The following is a 25,421-nucleotide window of genomic DNA, read 5'->3' as shown; positions in this document are numbered from 1 at the left end:
AACGCGTAGCGTCACCGCTGTGGATGGACCACAATCTTCAGTCCCTCCCGGGCGGCCGCCGTGGCCAGGGCGGCGTCGATCTCGGTGAGCCCGAAGGTCCGGCTGACCAGCGGGGTGAGATCGACCAGGCGGCGGGCGACCAGGTCGATCGCGCGCGGATAGACCTCACCCATCCGGCGCGACATGACCAGGGTCAACCCCTTACGCCGGGCGTGCGAGGCGGTGAACGTGGTGGTGTCGCCGTCCGGGATGCCGACCAGCACGACCCGGGCGCCCGGCTTGGCGGTGCGCAACGCGGCGTCGACCGCCTCGTTCGAACCGGAGACCTCGAAGACGAGATCGGCCTCCCCGTCGGTGATCTCGGCCCCCAGTGCGGCGGCCGCCGCGGCCCGATGCGGGCGCGGGTCGGCGGCGATGATCCGGGTGGCCCCGGCCAGCCGGGCCAGCTGGATCAGCATCAGGCCGATCGGCCCGCAGCCGATCACCGCGACCGTCCGGCCGAGCTTGGCGTGGGCCAGATCGTACGCGTGCAGCGCGACCCCGAGCGGCTCCAGCAGCGCGCCCTCGTCGTCGCCGATCCCGTCCGGGATCGGGTGCAGGCGGTGGCTTGGCCAGGCCATGAACTGCCGCAGCGAGCCGTCGCAGCCCCCGTGGCCGGAGAAGACGATGTTGAGGCAGAGGTTGGGATCGCCGTCGAGGCACGGCGCACAGTGGCCGCACGGGATCGCCGGATCGATCGCCACCCGGGTGCCGTCCCGCGGCCCGCCCCGGATCACCCCGGCCATCTCGTGCCCGAGAACGAGCGGCCGCGACAGCACCGCGTCGCCGATCGCCCCTTCGGTGAACCAGTGCAGGTCGGACCCGCACAGACCGACACTGCGCACCTCGACGAGCGACTCGCCGTCGCCCGGAACCGGCACTTCCTCGTCGGCCAGCCGAACGTCCCCGGCGCCGAACAGACGAGCGACCCGCATCCTGCCCCCCAAATCGTCTGTGAACGATAACACCGCTGGTGAAGGCATCTTTCGTGGACCGCTTCGCGCCGCCCGAGGACGGGGTTCCCGGCCGTGGCGGGGGTGGCCGACCACGGGTCCGATCACTAGCGGTCAACCAATGCGAAGACCCTGTTCACGGACCGCGACCTGCACGTGTCCGATCAGGAGAACCGCCAGGTCTGTGCTCGTCAGCCGAGCTCAAACTGCCTTGTAGGCAAAGTTGCCTTCAAGGCAATCTAGCGGTTACGGTGTCCCCATGCCGGAGGAAGCACCGTCCGGGCTGCGCGAGCGTAAGAAGCTCGACACCCGCAAGGCACTCAGCGATGCCGCTCTCGAGCTGATGTTCGAGCGCGGCCTCGACAACTTCGTCCGGGAGGACGTCGCGGCGCGAGCCGGGGTGTCCCTGCGGACGTTCAGCAACTACTTCGCCAGCAAGTACGACGCCCTGGCCTACCGGGTCAACCACCGGATCCGCCGCAGTGCCGCGCTGCTGCGCACGCGCCCGGCCGACGAACCGATGTGGACCGCGATCGCCGAGGCCCTGATCGAGCCGCTGCGCGAGGACGGCGTTCCGTTCGGGCGGCCGACCGACGAGCAGATCCACGAGATCCGCAAACTCAACGCCACGCCGGAGATGCAGGTCGCCCTGGCCCGCAACACCGTCGACGACCTGGTCGAGGCGATCGCCGAGCGGACCGGCACCGACCCCGAGGCCGATCTGTACCCACGGCTGGTCGCCAACGTCACGATCGGCGCGCTCAACGCGGTCCTGAACCGTTATGTGCGGACCGATCCGGCGCTGGCGATGTCCCGGGTCCTCCGCGAGGTGTTCGACGACCTCTCCAAAGGGCTTCCACCACCCCGCGCGTAGACCGCGCAAAAGGCGACAGGAGGGCGAGACACGATGTCCGAGACGACCACCGCCGCCACCGCCCCGCCGGAGAGCGCGGCGGCCCACCCCCGCCGCGTCAAGCTCGGGATCGCCGGCGCGCTGGCCGGCATGTTCCTCGGCATGATGGACAGCTACATCGTCGCCACCGCGCTGCCGAGCATCGTCGACGACCTCGGCGGCTTCCGGTCGATGACCTGGATCATCACGTCGTACGCCCTGGCGATCGCCGCCGTCACGCAGGTCTGGGGCAAACTCAGCGACCTCTACGACCGCAAGACCGTGTTCCTGGTGTCGGTGGCGGTCTTCCTGGCCGGCTCGATGCTCTGCGGCCTCGCCCAGAACATGGGCGAACTGATCGCGTTCCGCGCCCTGCAGGGTGTCGGCGCGGGCGGCCTGCTGGTCGGCGCGATGGCGATGGTGCAGGCGCTCCTGCCGCCCAAGGAGTCGACCCGGATCTCCAGCTGGACCGGCCTGCTGCTGGGCGTCGCGCTCATCGCCGGACCGCTCGTCGGCGGCGTCCTCACCAGCTCGCTCAGCTGGCGCTGGATCTTCTACGTCAACGTCCCGTTCGGACTGCTGTGCCTGCTCGGCACCGTCATCGGGGTGAACGTCCCGACGCGGCCGAAGTCGACCAGGGTGAGCATCGACTACCTCGGTACGGCGTTGCTCACCGCGGCGGTCGTCAGCCTCACCCTGGTGACCGCGTGGGCCGGCCCGAAGTACGCGTGGAGCTCCCCGCTGATCCTCGGCCTCATCGCGGTGGTGGTCGTGGCGACCTTCGCGTTCGTCCACGTGGAGCGCCGCGCCACCGAACCGCTGGTGCCGTTCCGGATGTTCGGCACCCGCAACTTCTCTCTCGCCCAGGTGCTCGGCTTCGGGTTCAACGTCACGATGGTCGCCAGCGTCAACTTCCTGCCGCAGTACTTCCAGAACGCCCGCGGCGTGGACCCGATCAGGAGCGGCTTCCTGCTCGTCCCCATGATGGCCGGCATGGTCGTGGTGATGAACCGCGGCTCCGCCTACATCCGCCGGACCGGCCGCTACCGGATCCTGCCGATCATCGGCGGCGCCGGGGTGGTCGTCGGCATGCTGCTGGTCCTCCTGCTCGGGCCGGACACCGACCCGATGCTCGCCTCCCTCGTCGGGATCCCGCTCGGTGTCGGCCTCGGCTGCCTCATCCAGAACACCATCCTGATCATCCGGATGAGCGTCGAACCGCGCGACATCGGCGCCGCGATGGGCCTGGGATCGCTGACCCGCACCATGGGCAGCGGCATCGGTGCGGCACTGTTCGGGACGCTCTACCTCGGCGCCCTCACCAGCACCCTGACCGACAAGCTCGGCTCGGCCGAGCTGCTCTCCTCGGGCCGCACCCGGCTCGCGGAGGACAACCTGCACTCGATGGCACCGGCGGTGCAAGCGGCCTGGTCGGCGGCCGTGACCCACGGGCTGCACGTCGTGGCCGTCGGCACCGCGGTGGCCGGCGCCGGCGCACTGCTGGCCGCCTGTTTCATCCGCGAGGTGGAGCTGGTCGACAACCGGCGATCCGGCCCCAGGCGGTGATCCGCCCCCGCCGGGGCGGGCGTTCCCGGGATACTGGCCGACGTGACGTTCAAGGCGCTCATCTTCGACTTCGACGGTCTGCTCATGGACACCGAGACCACGCTGCTCGACAGCTGGCGCTGGGAGTGGGAGCGGCACGGCCTGCGACTCGATCCGGCCGGCTTCTTCGCCGAACACGGTGGCAACGTCGACGACCAGCGGTACGCGAGGCTGGCGGCGGCGGTCGGGATCGCCTACGACCGCGAGACCAGTCACACGCTGCGGATGGCGTACCGAGCCGAGTTGAACGCCGCCCTCGAACCGTCCCCCGGCATCGTCGCCTGGCTGGACCGGGCCGCCGAGCTGGGTCTTCGCCTGGCGGTCGCGAGCAGTTCGCCGGTCACCCACGTGGGCGCGATGCTCGACCAGGCCGGGCTGCTGGACCGCTTCGAGGTGCTGGCCACCGGCGAGGAGGTGACCGGGCACAAACCCGATCCGGGCGTCTACCGGCTGGCCCTGCGCCGGCTGGAACTCCGGCCGGCCGAGGCGGTGGCGTTCGAGGACACCGCGCACGGCGTGGCCGCGGCGCACGCGGCCGGCCTGCGCTGCGTGGCGGTTCCCAACTTCCACGCCGACCACGGGCGCTTCACCGACGCCGACATCCTGCTCCCGAGCGCGGCCGACGCGCCCCTGGACGAGATCCTGGCCCGGTGCGCCGAGATCCGCCCCTGACCGGCGCCCAGATATCGAAATCATCACCTATCCGCCGCGGGCCCGGCTCCGAATACCGGCCGGACGCTGCGGGCGGGAGAATCGCCCCCCACGACCCTGCTCGGCGATGGAGGCCCGAACATGAGCGGCGATGACCTGCGAGCTCTGCTCCGCGGTGACGGTGTGACGCATGCGCCCGGCGTCTACGACCCGGTGACGGCCGCCCTCGCGGTCCGGGCCGGGCATCGGGCCGTGCACCTTTCCGGCGCGGCGATCTCCGCGCTCATGCTCGGCCGTCCGGACCTCGATTACGTGCCTGCCACCCAGGTCGCCGACCGGGCCACCACGCTGGTTCCGGCGCTCGACGGGGTGCCGCTGCTGGCCGATGCGGACACCGGTTACGGCAGCCCCCAGGACGCGGTCTGGACCGGCCACGCCTACGCCCGGGCCGGCATTTCCGGCCTGCACCTCGATGACCGGGCCGGCCCGGGACGCCCCGGTGGCCCGCCGGGCCGTCCGGTCATCGACAGCGGCCGGGCGGCCGCCAAGATCAAGGCGTTGGCCACCGAGGTGCCCGAACTCGCGGTCATCGCCCGCACCGACGTGTACGCGGTGAAAGGCCTCGGCGAGACGATCGTGCGATGCGGGCTGCTCGCCGAGATGGGCGCCGACGCGGTCCGCCCCGAAGGCGTGCACGACCTGGACGAACTCGCCAAGCTCCACGCCGCGCTCCCCGGCGTGCCGATCGTGGTCAACCGCGCGGAAGCCGGCGGCAACCGCCCGGTCCCGACCGACGCCGAGCTCGCCGAGGTGGGCGTGCGCCTGATCCTGCACCCGATCACCGCCCTGCTGGCGGCGTTGCGGGCGGTCGCCCTGACCTACCGCGCGATCGCCGACACCGGCTCCGCCACCGAGGTCGACCGGCTGCCGTTGGCCGTCGTCACCGAGCTGTCCGGCCCGGCGGACGCCTCCGTTCCGCACCCGCGCCGCGCCGCCGGCCCTCATCGCAGCGCCCCCGATCACGGCGCCCCCGACCTCGCCGGGAGCGACCTCGGTGCGCTCGGCCTGGGTGCGCTCGGCCTGGGTGCGCCGGATCTCACCTCGTCCGGTTCCGGCCGGTCCGGTTACCGCCGGCCGGGATCCGGCACGCCCAGGCTCGCCGCCCCCGACCTCGCGGGGCGGCTGGACACGTGACCCGGGAGGCCGCCCACGTGAATCAGTTCCTGGCCGCAGCGGCAGGCGCGACCACTGCCGATCCGCCGAGTCCCGGCCCCGGGTTGTTCGGGGGCCGACCCCGGTATCCGGGTGTCGTGGATTCCCCGCCGACCGCCGAGGGCCGCGAGACGGTGGTCGCGTGATCACGCGGGAGAACCCGGCTCGCTTCGAGGAGATCGTCGGGGCGGTCGCCGAGACCTCGGCGACCGAGATCGACGCGATCGTGTGGGCCACCCATGCCGATTTCCGGCGGTGGTCGGTGCGGCCGGTCGAGGAGCGGCTGGCCCTGCTGACCGCGGGCGCCGAGGCGCTCGAGGACCGTCTCGGCGAGCTGTCGGTGCTGCTCGCCCGGGAGACCGGCAAGGTGCTCGGCGACTGCCGCGCCGAGATCGGCGCCGCCGTTCGCTTCCTGCGGTGGGTGGTTTCGCATGCGGTCGCGGCGTACGCCGACGATGTCCTGGACGCTGATCCCGGTGTGCGGATCAGGCAGCGGAGACCGTTCGGGGTCATCGCCGCGGTGCCGCCCTGGCACGCACCGGTCCTGGTGGCGATGCGCGCGATCGCGCCGGCGCTAGCCGCCGGAAACGGGGTCGTCGTGAAGCCCTCGCCGCTCGCCCCGCTGACCCTGGACCGCATCGTGCGGCTCATCGGCGGGCCGCTGCGCCTCGTGCACGGCGGTGTGCGGGCGGGTGCGGCGCTGGTCGGTCATCGACTGGTGGGCAAGGTGGCGTTCACCGGTGGCGCGGCCGGCGCCCGGGCACTGACCGCGGCTGCCGGCGACCGGCTGAAACCGTTCGTGCTCACGCTCGGCGGCGACGACCCGGCCATCTTTCTCGACGACGCCTCCTTCGCCGACGACGCCATGGACCGGCACGTCCGGGCCACCTTCGCGAACGGCCAGGTTCAGCCCGCGATCCGGCGGCTCTATGTACCGGCGCGCCGGCTGACCGACTTCGTGACGGCCTACCAGGCGGCGGCCGAACGCGTACTCGTCACCGGCGATCCCCTGGCCGACGGCGTCACGATGGGCCCGGTGATCTCCGCGGCCGCCCAGGAGGCCGCCGCGGCCGCGCGTCGCGGCACGTTCGTCGACCTCGGCCTGTTCGACGCGGACGAGAAGGCCGGCTACTTCGTGCGGCCCGCCCTGCTCGTCGAGCCGGCCCCGGGCGAAGCGGGCCCGATCCCGCCGTACGCCCCGGTGGTTCCGGTGTTCGGGTACGAGGACGAGATGTCCGTCCTCGACGTCGGCGATCCGGGGCTCAGCGCCTCGATCTGGAGCGCCGACCAGGAACGGGCGGTGGCCTTCGCCCGCCGGTTCGAAGCCGCGTCCTGTTCCGTCAACTCCCACCACCGCACGGGAGCGACCGGCCTGCACGACTATGTGCGGACCCAGGTCGTCCATGCGCCGGGCGGCGGGTGATCCGGGCCGGAGCACCCGCCGCCGAGGTCAGCCGCGCCAGGCCGCCAGGCGCGCCGCGGCCCGCGCGGCCAGATGTTCGGTGTCGGCCCGGTCGGCCGAGATCGATTCCCAGCCGGTGTTGCTGACGAACGCCACCGAATCGCCCACCCGGATCACCGCCCAGTACAGGTGGTGCAGCGACCCGTCCGCGGCGGGCTCACCGTCGTCGCCGGTGGCCGGGGCGGTGCGCTCGATCAGGACCGACTCGTCGCCCAGGCCGAGCGAGTCACGCAGATAGTTCCTGGCCGGCCCGGCGACGGGACAGCCGCGCACCGAGTCCCGCAGGCTTCTCATGAACACCTCCGCCACGGAGCCCCGGAAGACCAGGATCTCCTCGTAGACGCCGGCTTTCGGGGTGCTTCCCGGCGCCGAGTCCGCCGCGGTGAAGTACAGGACCTGGGTCGCCCGGATGCCGATCTTCGCCCGTTGGTCGTAGGAGTCCGCGCAGAAGTCCGGCAGCGGCTGGGCCCCGGGGCCGAGCCGCCGGGGCGCTTCCTTGATCCGGCCCGGCGTGTCGGTCGGCTGCAGGAACGCCGACGCCGGAATCGCCGCCGGGATGGCGACCGCCGGTCCGGCCGGCGCGTTGGTGACGGGCGGGGTGGTGACGGGCGGGGTGGTGACGCCCGCGACGGACGGCGCCGGCACGACGGTCGTCGACCCCGAATCGGCCGGGGCGGGCTGCGGCGCCGGACCGGACGGCCCGGCCAGCAGCAGGCGGGAGCCGGCGACCACACCGGCCACCACGACCGCGACCGCGAGGGTGCCGGCCACCGCGGTACCGGCGCGGCGGCGGTCGCTCCGGCGGCGCACGGTGGCGGCGGTTTCGAGCCGGCCCCGGCCGGCGTCGTCGGACAGCGCGTCGAACGCGCGCTTCAGCTCATTCGACATCGGAGGCCTCCGGCAGTGTCGATCCGAGGATGGCGGCGAGTTCGGCGCGGGCGCGGTGCAGCCACGACGTCACGGTGCCGACCGGGGAACCGGTCTCCGCGGCGATCGCCTGCACCGGCATGTCGAGCAGGTAGTGCAGCACCACGGCCTGCCGCAGGTTGGCGGGCAGGCGGCGGAGGGCGGCGGTGAGCAGGACGGTGGTCTCGCCGGGCGGTTCGGCGGGCGGCGGCGGGCCGGATCTGAGCAGCGCTGTACGCCATCCGCTGAGCCGCCGCCACCGGTCGGTGGCGAGCCGGTTGACGGTCAGCCGAACCCACGCCTCGGGCGCCGGATGGTCGGCCACCGCACGCCAGTCCCGCCAGGCCCTCGTGTAGGCCTCCTGCACCACGTCCTGCGCGTCGCCGAGATCGCCGACCATCGCATAGCCGTAGCGCAGCATCCGGGCCGACGTGTCCCGGTAGAAGTCGTCGAATGCACCCGCGTCCCGCACTCCTGCCCCCGCTCCCCCTCGCGAACTCTCTGCCCGGGAAACGGCCGGCGCGCCGGCCATGCTGCAAAGTTCCAGAACCAATTCTCCGGCGTACGGCGTACGGCGTACGGGTCGACACTACGCAGAGTTGCCAATCGGAGCTTGCGGATCTAACCTAGGGTGATCTTCGGCCTCGGGATCGTGACACCATGCGTCTGCACCGCCTAGCTCTGCTCGCCGTCGCCTCTCTGCTTCCGGTCGCCGGATTGACCTCTCCCGCGCTGGCTGCGGCAAATCTCCAGCTGACCGGTCTCGCCGACGTGGCGGTCGACCGCGGCAATTACTCCACAGTCCAAGTCACCTTGAGTAATACAACAGACGTGACAATAAGTCATATCAAGCTGACTTTGACGACCGAGCAGGGTCTCGAACCGGTGGCCGGCTACACCAACTGCACCGTCGACCGCACCGACCCCGAAGCCACCACCGCCACCTGCGTCATCGATCAGGAACTGCGACCGGGCGCCGCCGCCACCATCTCGACCACGACGAACCCGCTGCTGGTCAAGGTGCAGGAGGACGCCGGCGGCCCGCACGTGTACGCCGTCGCCGTCACCGCCGTCGGCGTCCCCGACGGCCAGGCCACCACCACCCCCGGCCCGAAGCTCGCCCTGCGGCCGGTCGCCCCGATTCCGCGCGGACCCGGTGGCGCCGCCCGCTTCGGGGTAACGGTCGGGGCCTCGGCGACGACGCTCGACGCCGTCGGGGCGGAGATCAGCGGCGGGATCGGTGACACCACCGACCTGCGGGTCGGGCTGCGCAACGCGGGCCGCACCGCGACCGTCCCCGGCACCTCCCCCACCGCCCTGGTCACCATGCCGGCCGGGGTCGAGGTCACCCGGGTCGCCGACGGCTGCACCGCCGACACCGGCGGCTACCTGTGCACGGTCACGCAGCGGTTGCGGCCGACCCAGCCGGCCCTGTTCGACTTCGGCGTGCGGATCATCGGCAACGCCCGTACCACCGGCACCGTGACGATCTCCACCGGCTCCCCGCGGCCCACCCGGCCGGCGGACGCCGGTGCCCCCACCGCCGGCCCCGCGAACCGCGGCGTGGCCAGCGACAGCGCGGCGATCAGCTGGATGACGCCGGTCGGCGAGACGTCGACGGCACCGATCGCCGGCGCCCTCGCCGGGGCCGCACTTCTCCTTCTCGGCGGCGGGATCTTCCTGGCCCGGCGCCGTGGCGCCGGCCGTCAGGACTTGCGGGCGACCGCGCCGTAGCCGGTGGCCTCGGCCGGGGTGGGGCGCGGGCCCGGTCCCGGGCGCCAGTCGGAGACCGAGACGATGCCCGGATCGAGCAGGTCGAGACCGTCGAAGAAGCGGGTCACCTCGGCCAGCGGACGCGGCGAGAAGGTCGGCTTGATGTTCGCGTTGACCGCGTTCATGGCGGCGATCGTCTCGGCGTCGAGGGGGTCGAAGGTGGCGTGCGACAGCACCAGGTAGCTGCCCGCGGGCAGGGCTTCGACCAGCTGCTTCACGATCTGGTGCGGGTTCTCCTGGTCCTCGACGAAGTGCAGGAGGGCGACCAGCAGCAACGCGACCGGCTGCGAGAAGTCCAGCGTCGCCGTCAGGGTCGGGTCGGCGAGGATCCTCTCCGGGTCGCGCGCGTCGGCGTCGATGTAGGCCGTCGCACCCTGCGCCGAACTGGTCAGCAGGGCGCGGGCGTGCACGAGCACCAGCGGATCGTTGTCCACATAGACGATCCGGGACTCCGGGACGATGCCCTGCGCGACGTCGTGCACGTTGTCGGCGGTCGGCAGGCCGGTGCCGATGTCGAGGAACTGGCGTACGCCCGCCTCGGCCGCCAGGAACCGCACGGCCCGCTGCATGAAGGCCCGGTTCTCCCGGGCCGCGGTGCGGATGTGCGGGAACACCGCGGCGATCGCCTCGGCGGCTTCCCGGTCGGCCTGGAAGTTGTCCTTGCCGCCCAGCCAGTAGTCGTACCGCCGGGCCGGGTGCGGTTTGGTCATGTCGATGCGCGCGGAGATGTCCGAGCTGTCGCTACTCACCACTATCTCCTGTCATCCGTGACGTTCGGTGCATCGTAGCGGCGCCGCGCTCGAGCCGTTCGGTGGTGTACATCGGCAACCGGGCGTGATGACGTGTCGGGGTGCCGCACATCGAGCTACCACCACTGCCCGGGATCGCCGGGTTACTGGCCGCCCATCCCCGTACCGCGGAACCTCTCAACGATCTCGCCGAGGCCCTGCTCCGGGGGCCGTCTCCGCTGACCCCCGCGCAACGCGAGAGCATCGCCGCGTACGTCTCGCGCCGTAATGAATGTGAGTTCTGCGCCCGGACGCACGGTGCCGTGGCCCGGCGGCTCGGCCACGACGAGGCGGCCGAGCCGGACGCCCTGATGACCGCGTTGCTGGCGATCGCCGACCGGGTCCGGGTCGACGGCCGCTCGGTGACCGGCGACGACATCGAGCGGGCCCGCGCGGCCGGCGCCGACGATCAGGCGATTCACGACACGGTGCTGATCGCGGCGGCGTTCAGCATGTTCAACCGCTATGTGGACGGGCTGGACACGGTCACGCCGGCCGATCCGGCCGGCTACGAGCGGCACGCCCACGGACTGGCCGAGCACGGTTACCTGCGTCCCCCGGTCTGAGCCCGTGGCTTCGGGTCAGCCGCCCACGCCGGCCGGGAAGTCGCCGGCCCGGCCCAGCTGCGCCGGCACCTCGGCCAGGCCCAGCTCGGTGCCGATCCATTCGCCCACCTCGGCGGCTTCGGGAACCGCGACGCCGGTCGGCAGGCCGGAACGGTTCAGCAGGTAGGCCAGGTCCTCGGTGGCGATGTTCCCGGTGGCCGCCGGGGCGAAGGGGCAGCCACCGATGCCGCCCAGGCTCGCGTCGAGGGCCGCGAAACCCAGTCGGGCGGCGGTGATCGCGTTCGCGTAGCCGGTGTTGCGGGTGTTGTGGAAGTGGGCGCGCAGCGGGACTCCCGGGGCCGCCTCGCGGGCCGCCGCCGTCAGCTCGGTCACCTGGGCGGGCACGCCCACGCCGATGGTGTCGGCCAGGCAGAGCTCGGTCATCGGCCCGGCGTTCGCGATCACGTCGCGGACCCGATCGGCCTCGACCTCGCCGGTGAAGGGGCAACCGAAGGCGGCCGCCACCGTGAGCGTCACGCCGAGACCGGCCTCGGCGGCCCGGGCCGCGACGGTGCGGAAGGCGTCGAGCGAGGCCATCGTGTCCATGCCCTGGTTGCGGCGGGCGAACTCGTCGGTGGCCACGACCACGTAATTGATCTCGTGCGGGCGCACGGCGGGGTCGAGCGCGAGGATGCGGTCCAGGCCGCGGCCGTTCAGCACCAGCGCGACGTACCGGACCCCGGCCGGCCGGGGCACGCCGCGCAGCACGTCCTCGGCGTCGGCCATCTGCGGCACCCGGTCGGGCCGGGCGAACGCGACGACCTCGAGGCGGCGCAGTCCGGCGGCGATCGCCCTCGAGACATACTCGATCTTGGTGGCGGTGGGCAGCACGCGCTTCTCGTTCTGCAGTCCGTCCCGCGGCCCGACCTCTACGATCTCCATCCGCACGCACGCTCCCTCGTCTGTGATACTTCCCCAGCGTGGCACTCGGCGGAGGGGTGATCAACATGTCCGACCTCGATCGTGACTATGCGGCGGCCGGGTTCGCGCGCCGGCTCGGCTGGGGCTCGCGCCCGGCGGTGCTCCTGGTCGACCCCGCTCTCGCGTACACCTCGCCGGAATCGCCCTTGTTCCTGAAGTCCGGCCAGGCCGCGGCGCAAGCGATGGCGGCGCTGGCGCGGGAAGCCCGGGACCAGGGCGTACCGGTGATCTGGACCCGGGTGCACTATGCCGACGAGTCGTGCGCCGAGGCGCCGCTGTTCGCCGCGAAGGTGCCCGCGCTGAAGGTCTTCGCCGACGGGAACCCGCTCGGTGCTTTCGCGCCGCCGCTGGCGCCGGCGCGCGGTGAGCTGGTCGTGGTGAAGCACTACGCGAGCGCCTTCGCCGGCACGTCGCTGGCCGCCTGGCTGGCCTCGCACTCGATCGACACCCTGGTCATCGCCGGCTATTCGACAAGTGGATGCGTGCGGGCCTCGACACTCGACGCGCTGCAGAACGGCTTCCGGCCGATCGTGGTGCGCGACGCCTGCGCCGACCGCGACGGCGGCCCCCATGAGAACAATCTGTTCGACCTGGACGCGAAGTACGCCGACGTGATCACCCTCGACGAAGCCCGGACCGCCCTGCACCGCTGACCGCCGCCGGGCCGTGACCCGCACGCACTGCCTCAGTCGATCCGCACCGCTTCCGGCCGGCCGGCCGGCGCCACCCGCGCCCTCTCGGCGCGCACCGGCCGCGCCGGCCACCAGAAGCGTTCGCCCAGCAGCAGCGCCAGGGCCGGGACCACCACGGTGCGCACCAGCAGGGTGTCCACCAGGACGCCGATGCCGACCACCACGCCGATCTGGGTCAGCACGATCACCGGCAGGACGCCCAGCACGGCGAAGACCGCGGCCAGCAGGATGCCCGCCGAGGTGATCACGCCGCCGGTCGCGGCCAGGCCGCGCAGCATGCCGGGGCGGGTGCCGCCCCGTTCGACGGCCTCGTCGCGGGCCCGGGTGACCAGGAAGATGTTGTAGTCGACACCCAGCGCGACCAGGAACAGGAAACTCAGCAGCGGCACGCTGGAGTCGAGCGCCGTCATGTCGAAGCCGAACCGCAGCAGCATGACCGCCGCGCCGAGGCTTGCCGCATAGCTGATCACCACGGTGACCAGCAGCAACAGCGGGGCCAGAAGCGAGCGCAGCAGAGCGAGCAGGACGATCAGCACCACCAGCAGGACCAACGGCACGACGACCCGGTCATCGCGCAGGTTGGCGTCGCGTTTGTCGAGGTCGGCGGCGGGGGCGCCGCCGATCAGGGCGTCCGGCGCGGCGGCGCGGAGCCGCTTGACGGTACGGTCGGCGCCGGTCGTGCCCGAGTCGTCGGTCAGCTGCACCGCGAACTGGGCGAGCGTGCCGTCGGTGGAGGTCTCCGGCGGCAGCACCGCGGCGACCCCCTCGGTCCCCCGCAGAGCGGCACCGGTCCGCTCCGCCGCCGCGGCGTCGACGACCACCTCGACCGGCTGGGCGGCGCCCGCCGGGAAGTGCCGGGCCAGGGCTTCCTGGGCGACTATCGACTCCACCTTGGTGCGGAACTGCTCGCTCTGCGACAGGCCGACGTCCATCTTGAGCAGGCCGGCCGAGAAGAGCACCAGCACGCCGAGCGCGACCGCGAGAACGGCGCCGGGGCGCTTGCCGACGCCGTGCGCGACCTTCGACCACCACCCGGTCTCGGTCGGGTCGGCGCTGCCCACCTCGGGAACCTTGGGCCAGAACACGCCCCGGGGCAGCGCCACCACCGCGGCGGGCAGCACGAACAGGCCGAACAGCAGGGCGACGAGCACTCCGGCGGCGGCCGCGACGCCGAGCGTACGGTTCGCGGTCAGGACGGCCGCGAGCAGCGTGATCAGCGCGAGCACGACGGTGCCGGCGCTCGCCGTGATCGCCGGCGCCGCCGCCCGCCAGGCCCGGGTCATCGCCTCGCGCCGGGACTCGGTGCGACGCAACTCCTCGCGGTAGCGGGAGATCAGCAGCAGGGCGTAGTCGGTGCCGGCGCCGAAGACCAGCACCGAGACGATGCCGGCGACCGAGGCGTCGGTGCGCTCCCCCACCAGCCGCGCGATCCAGGGCAGCAGCTTGGCGACGACCTGGTCGGCGAGGCCGATCACGGTGAGCGGGACGATCCAGAGGATCGGGCTGCGGTAGGTGATCAGCAGCAGGACGGCGACGACCGCGGCGGTGGCGAGCAGCAGCGTGACGTCGGCACCCTCGAACGCGGCCGAGATGTCGCGGCCGATCGCGGCGCCGCCGGTGACCTGCGCGCTCAGCCCGGCCGGCAGCGGCGTGCCGCGCAGCGTCTCGCGGATCTTGTCGACGGCGCTGTGCTGCGCGTCCGCGTCGAGGCTGTCGGGCAGCCGCACGACGACCAGGGCAGCCCGGTTGTCCGGTGACGTCACCGGCTTGGCGACGGTCTCGCCGAGGCCGCCGATCTTGCCGGACACGTCGGTGACGGCAGCCTGGTCGGCGCCGGTGAACGCGGCGTCCGGCCGCTCGAACACGATGACGGCGCTGGCCGACCGGCCGCTGTCGAAGCGGGCGGCCAGCTCGGTCACCCGGGTGGACTGCGCACCGGCCGGCAGACCGTCGGCCGGACCCGCCTCGGGCTGTGCCGGCGAGAACGCGAAGGCCAGGCCCGAGAGGACGACAGCGGCAAAAAGGACGGTGAGGACCCCGAGGCGGGTGGTGAGCCAGGCGATGGGACGCTTAGGCATAGGAAAGATCCTCAATATTTTGATGGTCTAAAGTTTCGGTCATGGAAAAGATATGATGACTGGCGTGCCGCCGCAACCCGAACCGAGACGTGACGCCGTGATGAGTGAGCTCATCGACGCGCTGCGCACCTACAACGTCGAGAGCGACGTGTTCATCGACGGGTTCGCGCGCGCCCACAGCCTGGGCCGCAGCGACCTCAACGCGATCATGTGGATCAGCGTGGGCTCCGGCTCGGGCGAGCCGATCACGGTGGGCGAGCTGGCTCAGCGGCTCCGCCTGAGCCCGGCCGCCGCCACCGCCCTGGTCGACCGCCTGGAAAACGTGGGACACGTGCGGCGCTACCGCGACCCCAGCGACCGGCGGCGGGTGACGGTGCAGATGAGCGAGACGGCGATGCGGGTGGCGCAGGCGTTCTTCGTGCCGCTCGGCGGCCGGATGCACGAGGCGGCCGAGCAGTTCACCCCCGAGGAACTGGCCCGAACCGCGCAGATCGTGCGCACGCTGACCGCGGCGGTCACCGCGGCGGCGCAGCGCGAGGCGCCGCGCGGCTGATCCTCATCGTCGCCCGTCTGCGGGCCCGGCCCGGATCAGACCGCCCGCCAGCGGGCCCGCTCGTCCCCCTGGGCGATGGTGCAGCGCATCGCGTCGCCCTTGCCGGTGAAGCCGGTGGCCCCCGGCGGCGAGCAGAAGGCCCCGGCGGCGACACCCTTCTGCACCGCCCCGGGCTTGACCGTGCTGGCCGTCGGGACCGGCTTCACCCTGGGCCTACCGGTCGGCGTCCAGGTGACGTTCGGCTTCGGGCTGCCCTTCGTCGGCTTCGGCTTCGCGGCCGCGATCTTGACGCTCGGACTCGGCACCGCGCTCGGACTCGGCACCGCGCTCGGACTCGGCGCGGCATGCGGACTCTGCGCGGCGCTTGCCGTGCTCCGGTCACCGGCTGAGGAGCACCCACCCAGCAGGGCCACGACGACGAACCCGAGCACGTGAGCTGAGCGAAGGCCGGCCATCCGGTCACTCTGCCGGCTTCCCCGCGCCCCGACGATCAACCGTTGAGCCACTCTTACCCCGGCCCGGCCGGTTTCCGTTGGTTGCCGAGATGCTGCTGCAGGGCGGCCAGCGGGCCGTCCCAGTCGCGGGCCATCGCCGCCAGGAACTGCTGGGCCACCTTCATCGGAGCCGAGTCGACGCGGTAGCGCACCCGCCGCCGCTCCCCCGGCTCGGCCACCACCAGGCCCGCCTCGGACAGCAACGCGAGGTGCTTGGCGATGCCCTGCCGGGTGATCGGCAGGCGGCCGGCCAGGTCGGTGGCGGTCGCCGGGCCGCCCGCCGCCAGCGCGGACAGGATCTGGCGGCGGTTCGGGTCGGCGAGAGCGGCGAAGACCTCTTCGGCCACCGCCTCCGGGTCAGGACTTGCCATCGAGGTAGTCGACGAGCTCGCCCAGCTCGCTGGTCCAACCCGTCGTGTTGCCGCCGAACGAGACCTTGTGCTGCTCGTCGGGCAGCTGTGCGAATCCGCTCTCCACCACGGTGAGCGTAGTGCCGCCGCCGGACGGCGCCAGGGTGAACTCCACATAGGTGCGGCGCGGGTCCTCGGCGGGCAGGCCGTAGATGTGCCAGGTGTAGCCGAACACGCGCGGCTCGTCGAGCCGCTCGATGGTCAGCGTGGCGGAGTCGCCGCTGGTCCAGCTCAGCTTGGCGGTGCCACCGACCCGCAGGTCGACCTCGGCACTGTTGCCGAACCAGGTGCCGAGACCCTCGGCCGTGGTCAGCGCCTGCCACACCCGCTCCGGCGACTGGGACAGCTGGAGGGTGCGCTCGATCCGGTCGGGAAAGCCCATGATGTCTCCTCAGATAGCAACCATTTGGTTGCACTGAAGCTATAGCAACCATTCGGTTGCGTCAAGGACTCGTCATCGCGCCGGACGTACCATGATTTCCCAGCACCAAGCGGCCAAGAACTGGGGAAGCACAGGACATGCGGGACATCGTGGAAGGCCTGGCCGGATGGCGCGCGGACGGCGTGCGGTTCGCGATGGCCACGGTGGTGCGCACGTGGCAGTCGGCACCGCGCCGGCCCGGCGCCGCGATGGCCGTCAGCGAACACGGCGAAGTCCTCGGCAGCGTCTCCGGCGGCTGCGTCGAGGGCGCCGTCTACGCCGCCGCGGAACAAACCATCAAGACCGGACAATCCCAGCAACTTGCGTACGGGGTGAGCGACAGCGACGCCCTCGAAGTCGGCCTGACCTGCGGCGGCACCATCGAACTACTCGTCCAGCCGGACGCGGCCCTGACCGACCTCGACGACATACTCTCCGCCATCCGCGCCGGCCACCCGGTCGCCGTCGCCTCGCTCGCGGACAGCCAGCTGGCGATCTGGCCCGACCGCACCGCCGGCACCCTCGGCGACCCCGGCCTCGACCACGCGGCCGTCCAGCAGGCCACCGGCATGCTCGCCGCCGGCACCACCGCCCTGGTCCACCTCGGCCGCCACGGCGAGCAGCGCCAGGACGACGTCGAAGTGTTCGTCCAGACCTTCCTCCCGCCACCCCGCATGATCGTCTTCGGAGCCATCGACTTCGCCGGCGCCGTCGCCCGCATCGGCCGCTTCCTGGGCTACCACGTCACGGTCTGCGACGCCCGCCCCGTCTTCGTCACCCGCAAGCGCTTCCCGTCCGCCGACGATCTGATAGTCCAGTGGCCGCACCGATATCTTGAGTCCACCACCGTCGACGAGCGCTCGGTCCTGTGCGTCCTCACCCACGACCCGAAGTTCGACGTCCCCCTCCTCGAGGTCGCGCTACGCACCCCCGCGCGCTACATCGGCGTGATGGGCTCACGCCGTACCCACGAAGACCGCCTGCACCGCCTCCGCCAAGCCGGCGTCACCGAACCCCAACTGGCCCGCCTGTCCGCCCCGATCGGCCTGGACCTGGGCGCCCGCACCCCGGAAGAAACCGCCGTGGCGATAGCCGCCGAAATCATCGCCACCGCCTGGGGCGGATCCGGCCAGCCGTTGACCACCCTGAACGCCCCCATCCACCGCCACCCACCCGATTAGCCCGCACTCCCCCGGCCCCCAGCCCCACCCCCTCCCGCACCCCTGCGCGACCGGGGCGGGACCAGCGGCCACGGGCCGGGAACCGGGGGCCGCGGGCCGGGGGCCGGGTGCCGGCTGGACCGGGATTGAAGTTGAGAGGGCCGGGACCGCGGGGCCTCCGAAGCACCTCGAGGGCCCATCTCCAAGGAAAAGCGGTGTGGTCGTTGGCCGACCCAATCCGCGTCCCGTCAGGTGGAATGTGAGTCCACTAAGTGGAACAGTGGGCTGCCTACCAACCACTCCGAGTCGAAGAGCTGAAGCCAGCGAGCTAAGCACAGCAGCTGAAACCAGGTGGTGGGCTCGCAAGTCGGGCAAATGCCCCGTGCCGATCAGGTGCCCGCGGGAACCGGACGGAAGACATCGTCAGCCAGGGGGGATTTGTCCGGTCCGGACCGCCACCTGACCGAAATATGGCGCTATATCGGTTTCAGCCCGTTGGCGTCTGGCAGGCGCCAACGGACTCATCCGCCACCCCAGACAATCCGAACTGCCCTATGTCAACCCTGCCGAAGCGCCCCCTCCGACAAGCCCGACCCGGATTCAACAGGCCCGGCACCGGCACTGGCACTGGCACTGGCACCGGAGCTGGCACCATCACTGCCACTCGAGCTGGCACTGGCGTCGGCGAAGGCGTCACCGCCGCGACCACGATCCCGGCGGGGCCGGCCGGCGAGGGAGGCCAATCGGTCCAGGCCGACCACGACGGCGCCCAGGACGGCGAAGATCACGGCCAAGCGTACGAACTGCCCCACTACCCAGCCGTAGCCGTGGGCGGTGGGGTCGAGGAAGAAGTAGGGGTACTGGACCGGGGCCTCCGGGACCAGCACGGCGCGGAACTCGATGACCAGGCCGTAGCCGAGGGGGAACAGGATCCACAGCGCGATGTCGGCCCAGCGGACCTGGCGGTGCGGGCCGAAGAACACCCAGTCGAGCAGGACCATCAGCGGGACCACGTAGTGGACCAGGAACAGGGAGCGGTTCACGGTCGCCGCGGTGGGGTCGGGGTCGGCCAGGCCGGGCAGCGGGTTCGCTCCGTGGCTGAGCATGAAGTGCGAGATCAGGCAGGTGATCAGGATCCACAGGGTGACGGCGCCGCGCAGCCGGGGTGCCGGTGCCGCGGTGGTGCCGCGCTTGAGCATCCAGTAGAGGGCGCCGACGAAGAAGCCGAGCGTGATCAGGTTGCTCTGGCTCGTGTAGTAGACGATCCGTGTCTCGTTCATCAGCAGGCCGGACAGGCCGCAGGCCACGATGACCGCCCGCCACCAGAACTGGGGCGTCGCATAGACCCGCATGTTGATCCCTTCGCCGGACTTACCCACGGGTAACGAGTATGCCCGGCGGAACCGTCCGGCAGAAGATCATGGGACTCGGGCGACCAGGCCGTTGCAGCCGACGTCCTCCGCCGACGGTCGTGGGTGCGGTTCGGCGGCGGCGTGCCAGTGCGCGACGGCGGACGGGGATTGATATTCCCAGGTGGCGTGGCCGGCGACGACGTAACTGCCGGGGCGAGGGCGCCGACCAGGGCGCGCACCACACCGGCCGGGTCGGCGTCGTCGCGCCCGAAGTTCAGCACCGCCGCCAGCATCAGCCCGACCGGCTCGTCGAGGTCGAGCAGGCTCAGCGCCGGATGGTCGAGGATCGATCGCGGGGTTCGCAGGTCTCGACGTAGGCGGCCGGGCCCCCGGCCAGCAGCGCGAAGGCCGCTCGCTGACCAGTGGATCGTTGTCGACGGACACGATCCGGGCGGACGGTGCGACTGCCCGGACCACCTCGATGCCGCCCGGCGCCGGCAGGCCGGTGCCGATGTCGAGGAACTGGCGCACGCCGCGCGCCGCGACGAAGCCGGCCGCCCGCCCGACGAACCGCCGGTTCTCGACGGCCATCAGCCGGATGGTCGGCATCGCCGCCTCGATCGCGTCGCCGGAGATCCGGTCCGCTTCGAAGAACAGTGGTCCGCCGAGCCAGTAGTGGTATCGCCGCGCGGGTTGCGCCCGCGTCACGTCTACGCGCCCGTCCATCTTGGACAGCCTAAAGCCCGCCCTGGTATGCCAGCACCCCCCGATTGATCGCCTTGATCGCCTTGCGGGCCGCATCCCGCACCTCGCTCGTGGAGGCCGGCGCCTCCTTGATCTGTCCGAGCAGGTCGAGCACCTGCCGGGCCCACCGCACGAAGTCACCGGCCGGCATGTCGGCGTCGTAGTTGTGGCCGCTGGCCAGTACCCGGGCGAGCGGCTCGCCACGCGCCCACCTGTACATCGGCCAGACGAATCCGGGGTCGGGCTCGCGGGTCAGGGTGAGCCCGTGCGCCGACTCGTCGGACGCGATCTCACCCCACAGCTTGGTGCAGGCGTCGACGGCGGCGGTGATCGGTCCCTTGGGCACCGAGGCGCGGTCGTCACCCTCCCGGCGCGACTCGTAGAGCACCATGGACACGGCCGCGGCCAGTTCCTCCGGGTCGAGCCCGTCCCACACGCCCTGGCGGATGCACTCGGCGACCAGCAGATCGGCCTCCGACCAGATGCGCCCGAGCATCCGCCCGGCGTCGGTCACCTCACCGTCGGCGGAGAGATAGCCCCGGCCGGTCAGCACCGAGCAGACCTGGTCGAACGTGCGCGCGAGCGAACCCGTACGCCCGGCGACCTTGTCCCGCAGAGCGTCGGTGTCGCGCTCCAGCCGGTGCCGCCGCTCCGCCCATCGGGCGTGTTCCTCGCGGTCCGGGCAGGCGTGGCACGGATGCTGCCGCATCTGCACCTTGAGCAGCGCGATCTCGGCATCCGGCCCGCTCGGGGCACCGCCCCCGCGGCGCCCTCGGCGGCCGCCGCCGTGGCGGTCGAGACCGGTGGCGGAGATCTGGGCGGCCAGGTCGCGGCGGGCGGCCGGGGAGCGGTGCTGGAAATGCTTGGGTACGCGGATGCGCTCCAGCACCTCGACCTGTCCCGGGAAGTCGGCCGGACTGACCCGCCCGGCCCAGCGGTCCTGGGTGAGCACGAGGGGACGGGGCTCGCCGAAGCCGCCGGCCGCTCCCTCGAGGACGACCGCGAGCCCCGCGCGCCGACCCTGCGGCACCCGGATCACGTCACCGACCTTGAGCCGCTCGAGGGAGGACACCGCCTCGGCCCGCCGCTGGCTGGCACCCTGGCGGGCGATCGCCTTCTCCCGGTCGGCGATCGCGACCCGGATCGCGAAGTATTCGTCGAAGTCGCCGTGGTGGCAGGCGGCGTCCGACCCGTACGCCTGCATGGTGTCGACGTTGCGCTGCACCTGGCGGGCCAGCCCGACCACCGACCGGTCGGCCTGGAACTGCGCGAACGACGACTCGAGCAGGGCCCGCGACTTCTCGGCGCCGACCGTGCTGACCAGGTTGACCGCCATGTTGTAGGACGGGCGGAACGAGGACCGCAACGGATAGGTGCGAGTGGAGGCGAGCCCCGCCACGTGCCGCGGGTCGACCTCGGGACTCCACAGCACCACCGCGTGGCCCTCGACGTCGATGCCACGGCGCCCGGCCCGGCCGGTCAACTGGGTGTATTCGCCCGGGGTCAGGTCGACGTGCGCCTCACCGTTGAATTTGACCAGTCGCTCGAGGACGACACACCGGGCCGGCATGTTGATGCCCAGCGCCAGTGTCTCGGTCGCGAAAACCGCCTTGACCAGGCCGTTGACGAAGCACTCCTCGACCGCTTCCTTGAATGCGGGCAGCATGCCGGCGTGGTGCGCGGCGAGGCCCCGCTCGAGCCCGTCGAGCCACTCCCAGTAGCCCAGGACGCTGAGGTCCTCCCGCGGGATCGACGCGACCTTGGCCTCCGCGATGCGCCGGATCTCGGCCCGTTCCTCGACGTCGGTGAGTCGCAGCCCGGCCGACAGGCACTGCTGCACGGCCGCGTCACAGCCGGCCCGGCTGAAGATGAACAGGATCGCCGGCAGCAACCCGGCCCGCTCGAGCCGGTCGACCACCTCGGCCCGCGGCGGCGGCTGCCAGCGGCGCGAACGACCGCCCTGGCCCGGCCCGTGGGCCCGGCCGGTCATCTCGAGGCGGCGCTCCATCTCGCGCGAGTAACGCAGCAACTCGGGATGGACGTCGTGCTTGCGGGCCGCGTCGGCGTCGTGGAACAGGTCGAACATGCGCTTGCCGACCAGCATGTGCTGCCAGAGCGGAACCGGCCGATGCTCGCTGACCACCACTTCGGTCTCGCCGCGCACCGTGACCAGCCAGTCGGCGAACTCCTCGTAATTGCTCACCGTCGCGGACAGCGAGACCAGGTTCACCGACGCCGGCAGGTGGATGATCACCTCTTCCCAGACCGCGCCCCGGAAGCGGTCGGCGAGGTAGTGCACCTCGTCCATCACCACATAGGCCAGCCCGTTGAGCGTGGCCGACCCCGAGTAGAGCATGTTACGCAGCACCTCGGTGGTCATCACCACCACCGGGGCGTCGCCGTTTATCGCGTTGTCACCGGTCAGCAGGCCGACCTGGGCGGGGCCGTAGCGCTCGACGAGGTCGTGGTATTTCTGGTTGGACAACGCCTTGATCGGCGTGGTGTAGAAGCACTTGCGCTCCCCCGCCCGCAGCGCGAGGTGCACCGCGAACTCGCCCACCACCGTCTTGCCGGCTCCGGTCGGCGCGCACACCAGCACGCCGCTGCCCCGCTCGAGCGACTCACACGCGGAGCGCTGGAAATCGTCCAGATCGAAGCCGACATCCAGCATGAAGTCTTCCAACGCCGGAAACTCGGCCAGCCGGGCCGCCCGCCGTTTTGATTCCGCATACTTCTCGGCGGGACTAGTCATGACCACAAGGTTAGTTCGTGGGTGTGACAACCTGCGGTCCCGGCGGGCTCGGTATGGTGCTCCCGTGCCGGAAGCAGTGGAATCGACCGATCATCCTCCCCATCGGCCGCCCCGCCGGGTGGAAGCTGTGCTGTTCGATTTCCACGGCACGCTCGCCCAGGTGGAAGACCCGGTCCGGTGGGTCGTGGAGGCCGCCGCGGCGTGCGGCCGCGAGCTCGAGCGGGCCAAGGCCACCATTCTCGCCGACCGCCTGGTGACGGCGGGGCGGGCCGGCGGGCCGGTTCCGCACCGCGTCCCACCCCATCTCGCGGAGCATTGGGCCGACCGCGACCTGTACGCCCACAGTCACCGCGCCGCCTACACCGGCCTGGCCGCGACCGTGACGACCGACGTGGACGGCCTTCCCGACGCCCTCTACGAGCGCCTGCTGACCACCGCCGGCTGGCTGCCCTACGCCGACGCCGAGCCCACTCTGCGCACCCTGCACGACGCCGGCATCAAGGTCGCGGTGGTCAGCAACATCGGCTTCGACATCCGCCCGCTCTTCGCGACGTGGGGCCTGGAAGCCCTGGTGGACGCCTACGCCCTGAGCTACGAGGTGGGCCGCACCAAGCCCGACCCGGCGATCTTCGTGCGCGCCTGCGGCATGCTCGGCGCCGACCCGGAGCGGACGCTGATGGTGGGCGATTCCCCGGCCGACGCGGGGGCGGTGCGGGCGGGCCTGGCCGCCCTGGTGCTGCCGGCCGCCGAGCCGGGGCGGCCCAACGGGCTCACCGCGGCGCTCGCGCTGGCCGGATGCCCGGCCTGAGAGCAAGCCTTGCGGATACGGGTGAAGCACGCGCCAGAAGCTCCCGAGCCGCCCGGCCGGAACGCCCGAAGCGCCCGCCCGAAGCCCCCGAGCCGCCCGGCCGGAGCGCGAAGCTCGTGCCCCGGGCGAGAGCGCCCTACGCGTACCCGTCGAGGTTGGTGCCCTTGCGGACGCCCGCCTTGCGCTTCTCCGCGAGCGTGCGCTCGGCCCCTCGCAGGGCGTCCCCGGACGGCCGCACCGCCGCGACGCGCGCGGGTCCGTCCCCGGACGCTGCGGTCGGCTCGGACGGCGGCACCGCGGCGTCGGCCATCGCCTTGAACGTCGTGCGGGCGGTGGTGACGGCGGTGCCGGTGAACTGGCGGAGCGAGTGGCCACCGTCGCAACCGAACCGCTACCTCGGTAGCTCTAACGCAGCAGGCGCAGTGCCGCCGGCACGCAGGTGATCTCCAGCGGTAGCGGCCCGATCCGTTCGCCGTCCGCGTAGGCTACGGTCCCGTCCGAGTGCAGCCGCACCTGGCTGGCGCGGTATGTCCGGACCCGAGGGTCGGTCACGTGGGTGCCGCGACGCAGGCGCGGCTTGAGGCGGGTCATGGCGCGGCGGGTCAGCGGCAGCGCCATCAGCACGTCGAGCAGCCCGTCGGCGGGGTCCGCGGCCGACACGATCCGCAGCCCGCCGCCGTAGCAGGGACAGTTGCCGACAGCGACCAGTGTGCCCTCGCAGCCATGGTCCGCCCCGTCGATCTCGACGGCGTAGAGGCGCGGCCGCACCCGCACCATCTCCAGGAAAATGGCCAGGTCGTAGCACCGGGGCCCGCGCGGCCACCGCATCCGGTTGGCCCGCTCGTTCACGATCGCGTCGAACCCGGCCGCCAGCACCGCCCAGAACCAGCGCGTCTCGCCGTCGGTGCCGACCGCCCGCGGGCCAGGTCGATCGGGACCGGCCCGGCGCCGGCTAGCGCGGCGGCCATCCCCGAGGCTGCCGCCAGGGGGTCGAGCGGCACCCCCACCCCGGCCGCGAAGTCGTTGCCGGTGCCTATCGGCACCACCCCGAACGCCACCGGCCGCTCGGCGGCTGCCTGCAACGCGAGGTGAACCGTCCCCCCGCCAGCCGCCACCAGGGCCGCGCAGCCCTCGGCGACCGCGCCGTAGCAGGCCTTCTCCGCCTCCTCGGCGCCGGCCGCCGCCAGCAGCCCCACGGGACGCCCGGCCGGCTCCAGCCGTTGCAGCACCCCGGAAAGCAGACCGCGGTGCCGGCCTCACCCCGCCCGGGGGGTTGGCCAGCACCGCGATGTCACCCTTGCTCACGAGGGCGGACACTACACAGCCCAGCCAGGAAACCGAAGCCTATCGGGTACGCCGTCAAATCACCTTGCAGCCGCCAGATCCCAAATTTGCCGGACGCGCAGGTACGCCGGGCGGACCCTATTCTGAACGGCATGGGAAAGACGACCGGGCCCTTCACCATGCCTCGGGAATCACATAACCATTTTAACGGCCCCGTAGTGGCGGAATCAGTCCAGCGATATGTGCATCACTTCGCCTACGCGAGAATTCTTCGCTGAAGCGCGCGATCATGCCGCACGATGGACATGTCGGCGCCATGGCTTTGATCAGGCGAACCTGGATGGCCGACTCCACGGCCGTCATCGTCGTGCCGCAGTGTGTCATCTCCACCACCGATCCGGCATTCCCGGCGGCCACGGACGAGATCTCGTTCACGCCTTCGTGTCAGGGTCTGCCGGAGTTATTTCTCACCGTCTCTGGAGGCCGGTCAAATCAGTGAAGCTTTCCGAGTAACAGCCGTTGACTTTGGGTGACGGTTGTTCAGGTGGTCCGGCCGTGTTCGATGTGCAGAATTACGAGCGCGGCGGCGGTGATCCGGCTGATAATCCAGGGGCAGAGGCTGGCGTTGCGTAGGGTTTTGAAGGTGGTTCTGAGCAGGGAGTTCCCGCGTTCGCAGATGGCACGGACCGCGTTGTGGGCCCAGTTGAACTGCTGCTCGACAAGCATGCAGGCCCGGTTTTTCGGATTCTTGAACGCGACGGTGATGGTGGTTTGTTCGCCTTCGTATCCAGAGCGGCCAGCCGTCCGGGACGGTGGTGACCTAAACGCTCCCGCCGTGGTTGTCGTGCTTTCCCGACCACTGAGCC

27 protein-coding genes and 2 pseudogenes are annotated in these 25,421 nt (G+C 71.8%); 13 read left to right on the top strand and 16 right to left on the bottom strand.

Features of this window, described 5'->3' with window-relative positions:
* Positions 1 to 11 precede the first annotated feature (11 nt).
* Positions 12 to 974 carry a zinc-dependent alcohol dehydrogenase gene (locus Afe05nite_RS35615; protein ID WP_203821701.1) on the bottom strand — a complete coding sequence of 321 codons (963 nt, stop codon included), beginning with the start codon at positions 972 to 974 and terminating at the stop codon, positions 12 to 14.
* A 277-nt stretch (positions 975 to 1,251) separates the two neighbouring features.
* On the opposite strand from Afe05nite_RS35615, the gene Afe05nite_RS35610 reads away from it, so the two are divergent.
* The 5 genes from Afe05nite_RS35610 to Afe05nite_RS35590 all read left to right on the top strand — a co-directional run bounded on the left by Afe05nite_RS35610 (position 1,252) and on the right by Afe05nite_RS35590 (position 6,775).
* Complete coding sequence (locus tag Afe05nite_RS35610; RefSeq protein WP_203821700.1) at positions 1,252 to 1,866, top strand: TetR/AcrR family transcriptional regulator; 615 nt, start codon at positions 1,252 to 1,254, stop codon at positions 1,864 to 1,866.
* A gap of 33 nt (positions 1,867 to 1,899) precedes the next feature.
* Positions 1,900 to 3,450 (top strand): MFS transporter, encoded by a 1,551-nt coding sequence (locus tag Afe05nite_RS35605; protein ID WP_203821699.1) that lies wholly within the window; start codon positions 1,900 to 1,902, stop codon positions 3,448 to 3,450.
* 42 nt (positions 3,451 to 3,492) lie between these two features.
* Positions 3,493 to 4,161 (top strand): HAD family hydrolase, encoded by a 669-nt coding sequence (locus Afe05nite_RS35600; protein WP_203821698.1) that lies wholly within the window; start codon positions 3,493 to 3,495, stop codon positions 4,159 to 4,161.
* A 120-nt stretch (positions 4,162 to 4,281) separates the two neighbouring features.
* On the top strand, positions 4,282 to 5,334 hold the full coding sequence (locus Afe05nite_RS35595; protein ID WP_203821697.1) for an isocitrate lyase/PEP mutase family protein: 1,053 nt from the start codon (positions 4,282 to 4,284) through the stop codon (positions 5,332 to 5,334).
* A 160-nt stretch (positions 5,335 to 5,494) separates the two neighbouring features.
* Positions 5,495 to 6,775: an aldehyde dehydrogenase family protein gene (locus Afe05nite_RS35590; RefSeq protein ID WP_203821696.1), complete on the top strand. Its 1,281-nt coding sequence runs from the start codon at positions 5,495 to 5,497 to the stop codon at positions 6,773 to 6,775.
* Between the two features lie 27 nt (positions 6,776 to 6,802).
* Here the strand turns inward: Afe05nite_RS35590 and Afe05nite_RS35585 are convergent, their stop codons facing one another.
* A complete protein-coding gene (locus tag Afe05nite_RS35585) occupies positions 6,803 to 7,702 on the bottom strand; it encodes a hypothetical protein (RefSeq protein WP_203821695.1) in 900 nt (299 codons plus the stop codon).
* On the bottom strand, positions 7,692 to 8,192 hold the full coding sequence (locus Afe05nite_RS35580) for a SigE family RNA polymerase sigma factor (RefSeq protein ID WP_203821694.1): 501 nt from the start codon (positions 8,190 to 8,192) through the stop codon (positions 7,692 to 7,694). The genes Afe05nite_RS35585 and Afe05nite_RS35580 overlap by 11 nt, the downstream gene beginning before the upstream one ends.
* Positions 8,193 to 8,578: 386 nt before the next feature.
* Between Afe05nite_RS35580 and Afe05nite_RS35575 the strand changes: the two genes are divergently transcribed.
* Positions 8,579 to 9,454 carry a hypothetical protein gene (locus Afe05nite_RS35575; protein ID WP_203821693.1) on the top strand — a complete coding sequence of 292 codons (876 nt, stop codon included), beginning with the start codon at positions 8,579 to 8,581 and terminating at the stop codon, positions 9,452 to 9,454.
* On the opposite strand, the gene Afe05nite_RS35570 is transcribed toward Afe05nite_RS35575, so the two are convergent.
* On the bottom strand, positions 9,427 to 10,203 hold the full coding sequence (locus tag Afe05nite_RS35570; protein ID WP_203821775.1) for an SAM-dependent methyltransferase: 777 nt from the start codon (positions 10,201 to 10,203) through the stop codon (positions 9,427 to 9,429). The genes Afe05nite_RS35575 and Afe05nite_RS35570 overlap by 28 nt on opposite strands.
* 140 nt (positions 10,204 to 10,343) lie before the next feature.
* On the opposite strand from Afe05nite_RS35570, the gene Afe05nite_RS35565 reads away from it, so the two are divergent.
* Complete coding sequence (locus tag Afe05nite_RS35565) at positions 10,344 to 10,847, top strand: carboxymuconolactone decarboxylase family protein (protein WP_203821692.1); 504 nt, start codon at positions 10,344 to 10,346, stop codon at positions 10,845 to 10,847.
* 15 nt (positions 10,848 to 10,862) lie between these two features.
* Here the strand turns inward: Afe05nite_RS35565 and Afe05nite_RS35560 are convergent, their stop codons facing one another.
* Positions 10,863 to 11,768: a hydroxymethylglutaryl-CoA lyase gene (locus Afe05nite_RS35560; protein ID WP_203821691.1), complete on the bottom strand. Its 906-nt coding sequence runs from the start codon at positions 11,766 to 11,768 to the stop codon at positions 10,863 to 10,865.
* 38 nt (positions 11,769 to 11,806) lie between these two features.
* Here Afe05nite_RS35560 and Afe05nite_RS35555 point away from each other — a divergent pair, with 38 nt between their 5' ends.
* Positions 11,807 to 12,460, top strand: a complete 654-nt coding sequence (locus Afe05nite_RS35555; RefSeq protein WP_239118443.1) for an isochorismatase family protein — start codon at positions 11,807 to 11,809, stop codon at positions 12,458 to 12,460.
* Between the two features lie 32 nt (positions 12,461 to 12,492).
* Here Afe05nite_RS35555 and Afe05nite_RS35550 read toward each other — a convergent pair whose 3' ends face one another.
* Entirely contained in the window at positions 12,493 to 14,577 is a 2,085-nt protein-coding gene (locus tag Afe05nite_RS35550; RefSeq protein ID WP_203821690.1) for an MMPL family transporter, read from the bottom strand.
* 100 nt (positions 14,578 to 14,677) lie between these two features.
* Here Afe05nite_RS35550 and Afe05nite_RS35545 point away from each other — a divergent pair, with 100 nt between their 5' ends.
* Entirely contained in the window at positions 14,678 to 15,130 is a 453-nt protein-coding gene (locus Afe05nite_RS35545; RefSeq protein WP_239118442.1) for a MarR family winged helix-turn-helix transcriptional regulator, read from the top strand.
* 35 nt (positions 15,131 to 15,165) lie between these two features.
* Here the strand turns inward: Afe05nite_RS35545 and Afe05nite_RS44730 are convergent, their stop codons facing one another.
* Entirely contained in the window at positions 15,166 to 15,294 is a 129-nt protein-coding gene (locus Afe05nite_RS44730) for a hypothetical protein (protein WP_275407535.1), read from the bottom strand.
* A 10-nt stretch (positions 15,295 to 15,304) separates the two neighbouring features.
* On the opposite strand from Afe05nite_RS44730, the gene Afe05nite_RS35540 reads away from it, so the two are divergent.
* Positions 15,305 to 15,565 (top strand): hypothetical protein, encoded by a 261-nt coding sequence (locus tag Afe05nite_RS35540; protein ID WP_203821689.1) that lies wholly within the window; start codon positions 15,305 to 15,307, stop codon positions 15,563 to 15,565.
* A 73-nt stretch (positions 15,566 to 15,638) separates the two neighbouring features.
* On the opposite strand, the gene Afe05nite_RS35535 is transcribed toward Afe05nite_RS35540, so the two are convergent.
* Positions 15,639 to 15,995, bottom strand: a complete 357-nt coding sequence (locus Afe05nite_RS35535; RefSeq protein WP_203821688.1) for an ArsR/SmtB family transcription factor — start codon at positions 15,993 to 15,995, stop codon at positions 15,639 to 15,641.
* The gene (locus tag Afe05nite_RS35530; protein WP_203821687.1) at positions 15,982 to 16,416 is read right to left on the bottom strand and encodes an SRPBCC domain-containing protein; all 435 of its coding nucleotides are present in this window, start codon (positions 16,414 to 16,416) and stop codon (positions 15,982 to 15,984) included. Before Afe05nite_RS35530 ends, Afe05nite_RS35535 begins: the two co-directional genes overlap by 14 nt.
* Positions 16,417 to 16,553: 137 nt before the next feature.
* On the opposite strand from Afe05nite_RS35530, the gene Afe05nite_RS35525 reads away from it, so the two are divergent.
* Positions 16,554 to 17,636, top strand: a complete 1,083-nt coding sequence (locus Afe05nite_RS35525) for an XdhC family protein (RefSeq protein WP_203821686.1) — start codon at positions 16,554 to 16,556, stop codon at positions 17,634 to 17,636.
* 536 nt (positions 17,637 to 18,172) lie between these two features.
* On the opposite strand, the gene Afe05nite_RS35520 is transcribed toward Afe05nite_RS35525, so the two are convergent.
* From Afe05nite_RS35520 to Afe05nite_RS35510, 4 genes and pseudogenes are all read right to left on the bottom strand, one after another.
* A complete protein-coding gene (locus Afe05nite_RS35520; protein WP_239118441.1) occupies positions 18,173 to 18,994 on the bottom strand; it encodes a Pr6Pr family membrane protein in 822 nt (273 codons plus the stop codon).
* Positions 18,895 to 19,290, bottom strand: coding sequence for an SAM-dependent methyltransferase (locus Afe05nite_RS44725; RefSeq protein ID WP_275407537.1), 396 nt, complete (start codon positions 19,288 to 19,290; stop codon positions 18,895 to 18,897). The genes Afe05nite_RS35520 and Afe05nite_RS44725 overlap by 100 nt, the downstream gene beginning before the upstream one ends.
* Before the next feature lie 103 nt (positions 19,291 to 19,393).
* Positions 19,394 to 19,693, bottom strand: a pseudogene (locus Afe05nite_RS44720) (SAM-dependent methyltransferase); the annotation flags it as partial.
* A 10-nt stretch (positions 19,694 to 19,703) separates the two neighbouring features.
* Entirely contained in the window at positions 19,704 to 22,463 is a 2,760-nt protein-coding gene (locus Afe05nite_RS35510; protein WP_203821685.1) for a DEAD/DEAH box helicase, read from the bottom strand.
* A 76-nt stretch (positions 22,464 to 22,539) separates the two neighbouring features.
* Between Afe05nite_RS35510 and Afe05nite_RS35505 the strand changes: the two genes are divergently transcribed.
* The gene (locus Afe05nite_RS35505) at positions 22,540 to 23,271 is read left to right on the top strand and encodes an HAD family hydrolase (protein WP_239118452.1); all 732 of its coding nucleotides are present in this window, start codon (positions 22,540 to 22,542) and stop codon (positions 23,269 to 23,271) included.
* Between the two features lie 136 nt (positions 23,272 to 23,407).
* On the opposite strand, the gene Afe05nite_RS35500 is transcribed toward Afe05nite_RS35505, so the two are convergent.
* Entirely contained in the window at positions 23,408 to 23,581 is a 174-nt protein-coding gene (locus Afe05nite_RS35500; RefSeq protein ID WP_203821683.1) for a hypothetical protein, read from the bottom strand.
* 95 nt (positions 23,582 to 23,676) lie between these two features.
* A pseudogene (locus Afe05nite_RS35495) lies at positions 23,677 to 24,600 on the bottom strand (diacylglycerol kinase family protein).
* Between the two features lie 244 nt (positions 24,601 to 24,844).
* Between Afe05nite_RS35495 and Afe05nite_RS35490 the strand changes: the two are divergent.
* On the top strand, positions 24,845 to 25,054 hold the full coding sequence (locus tag Afe05nite_RS35490) for a hypothetical protein (protein WP_203821682.1): 210 nt from the start codon (positions 24,845 to 24,847) through the stop codon (positions 25,052 to 25,054).
* Positions 25,055 to 25,095: 41 nt separating this feature from the next.
* Here Afe05nite_RS35490 and Afe05nite_RS35485 read toward each other — a convergent pair.
* A partial coding sequence (locus tag Afe05nite_RS35485) for a transposase family protein (RefSeq protein WP_239118440.1) occupies positions 25,096 to 25,421 on the bottom strand: 326 nt, incomplete at its 5' end.

Origin of the sequence: Paractinoplanes ferrugineus (assembly GCF_016862195.1) — a bacterium.
In the GTDB taxonomy this organism is placed as follows: domain Bacteria; phylum Actinomycetota; class Actinomycetes; order Mycobacteriales; family Micromonosporaceae; genus Actinoplanes; species Actinoplanes ferrugineus.
Note: the sequence above shows the minus strand (reverse complement) of the source record. Positions and strands in the feature narration are given on the sequence as shown.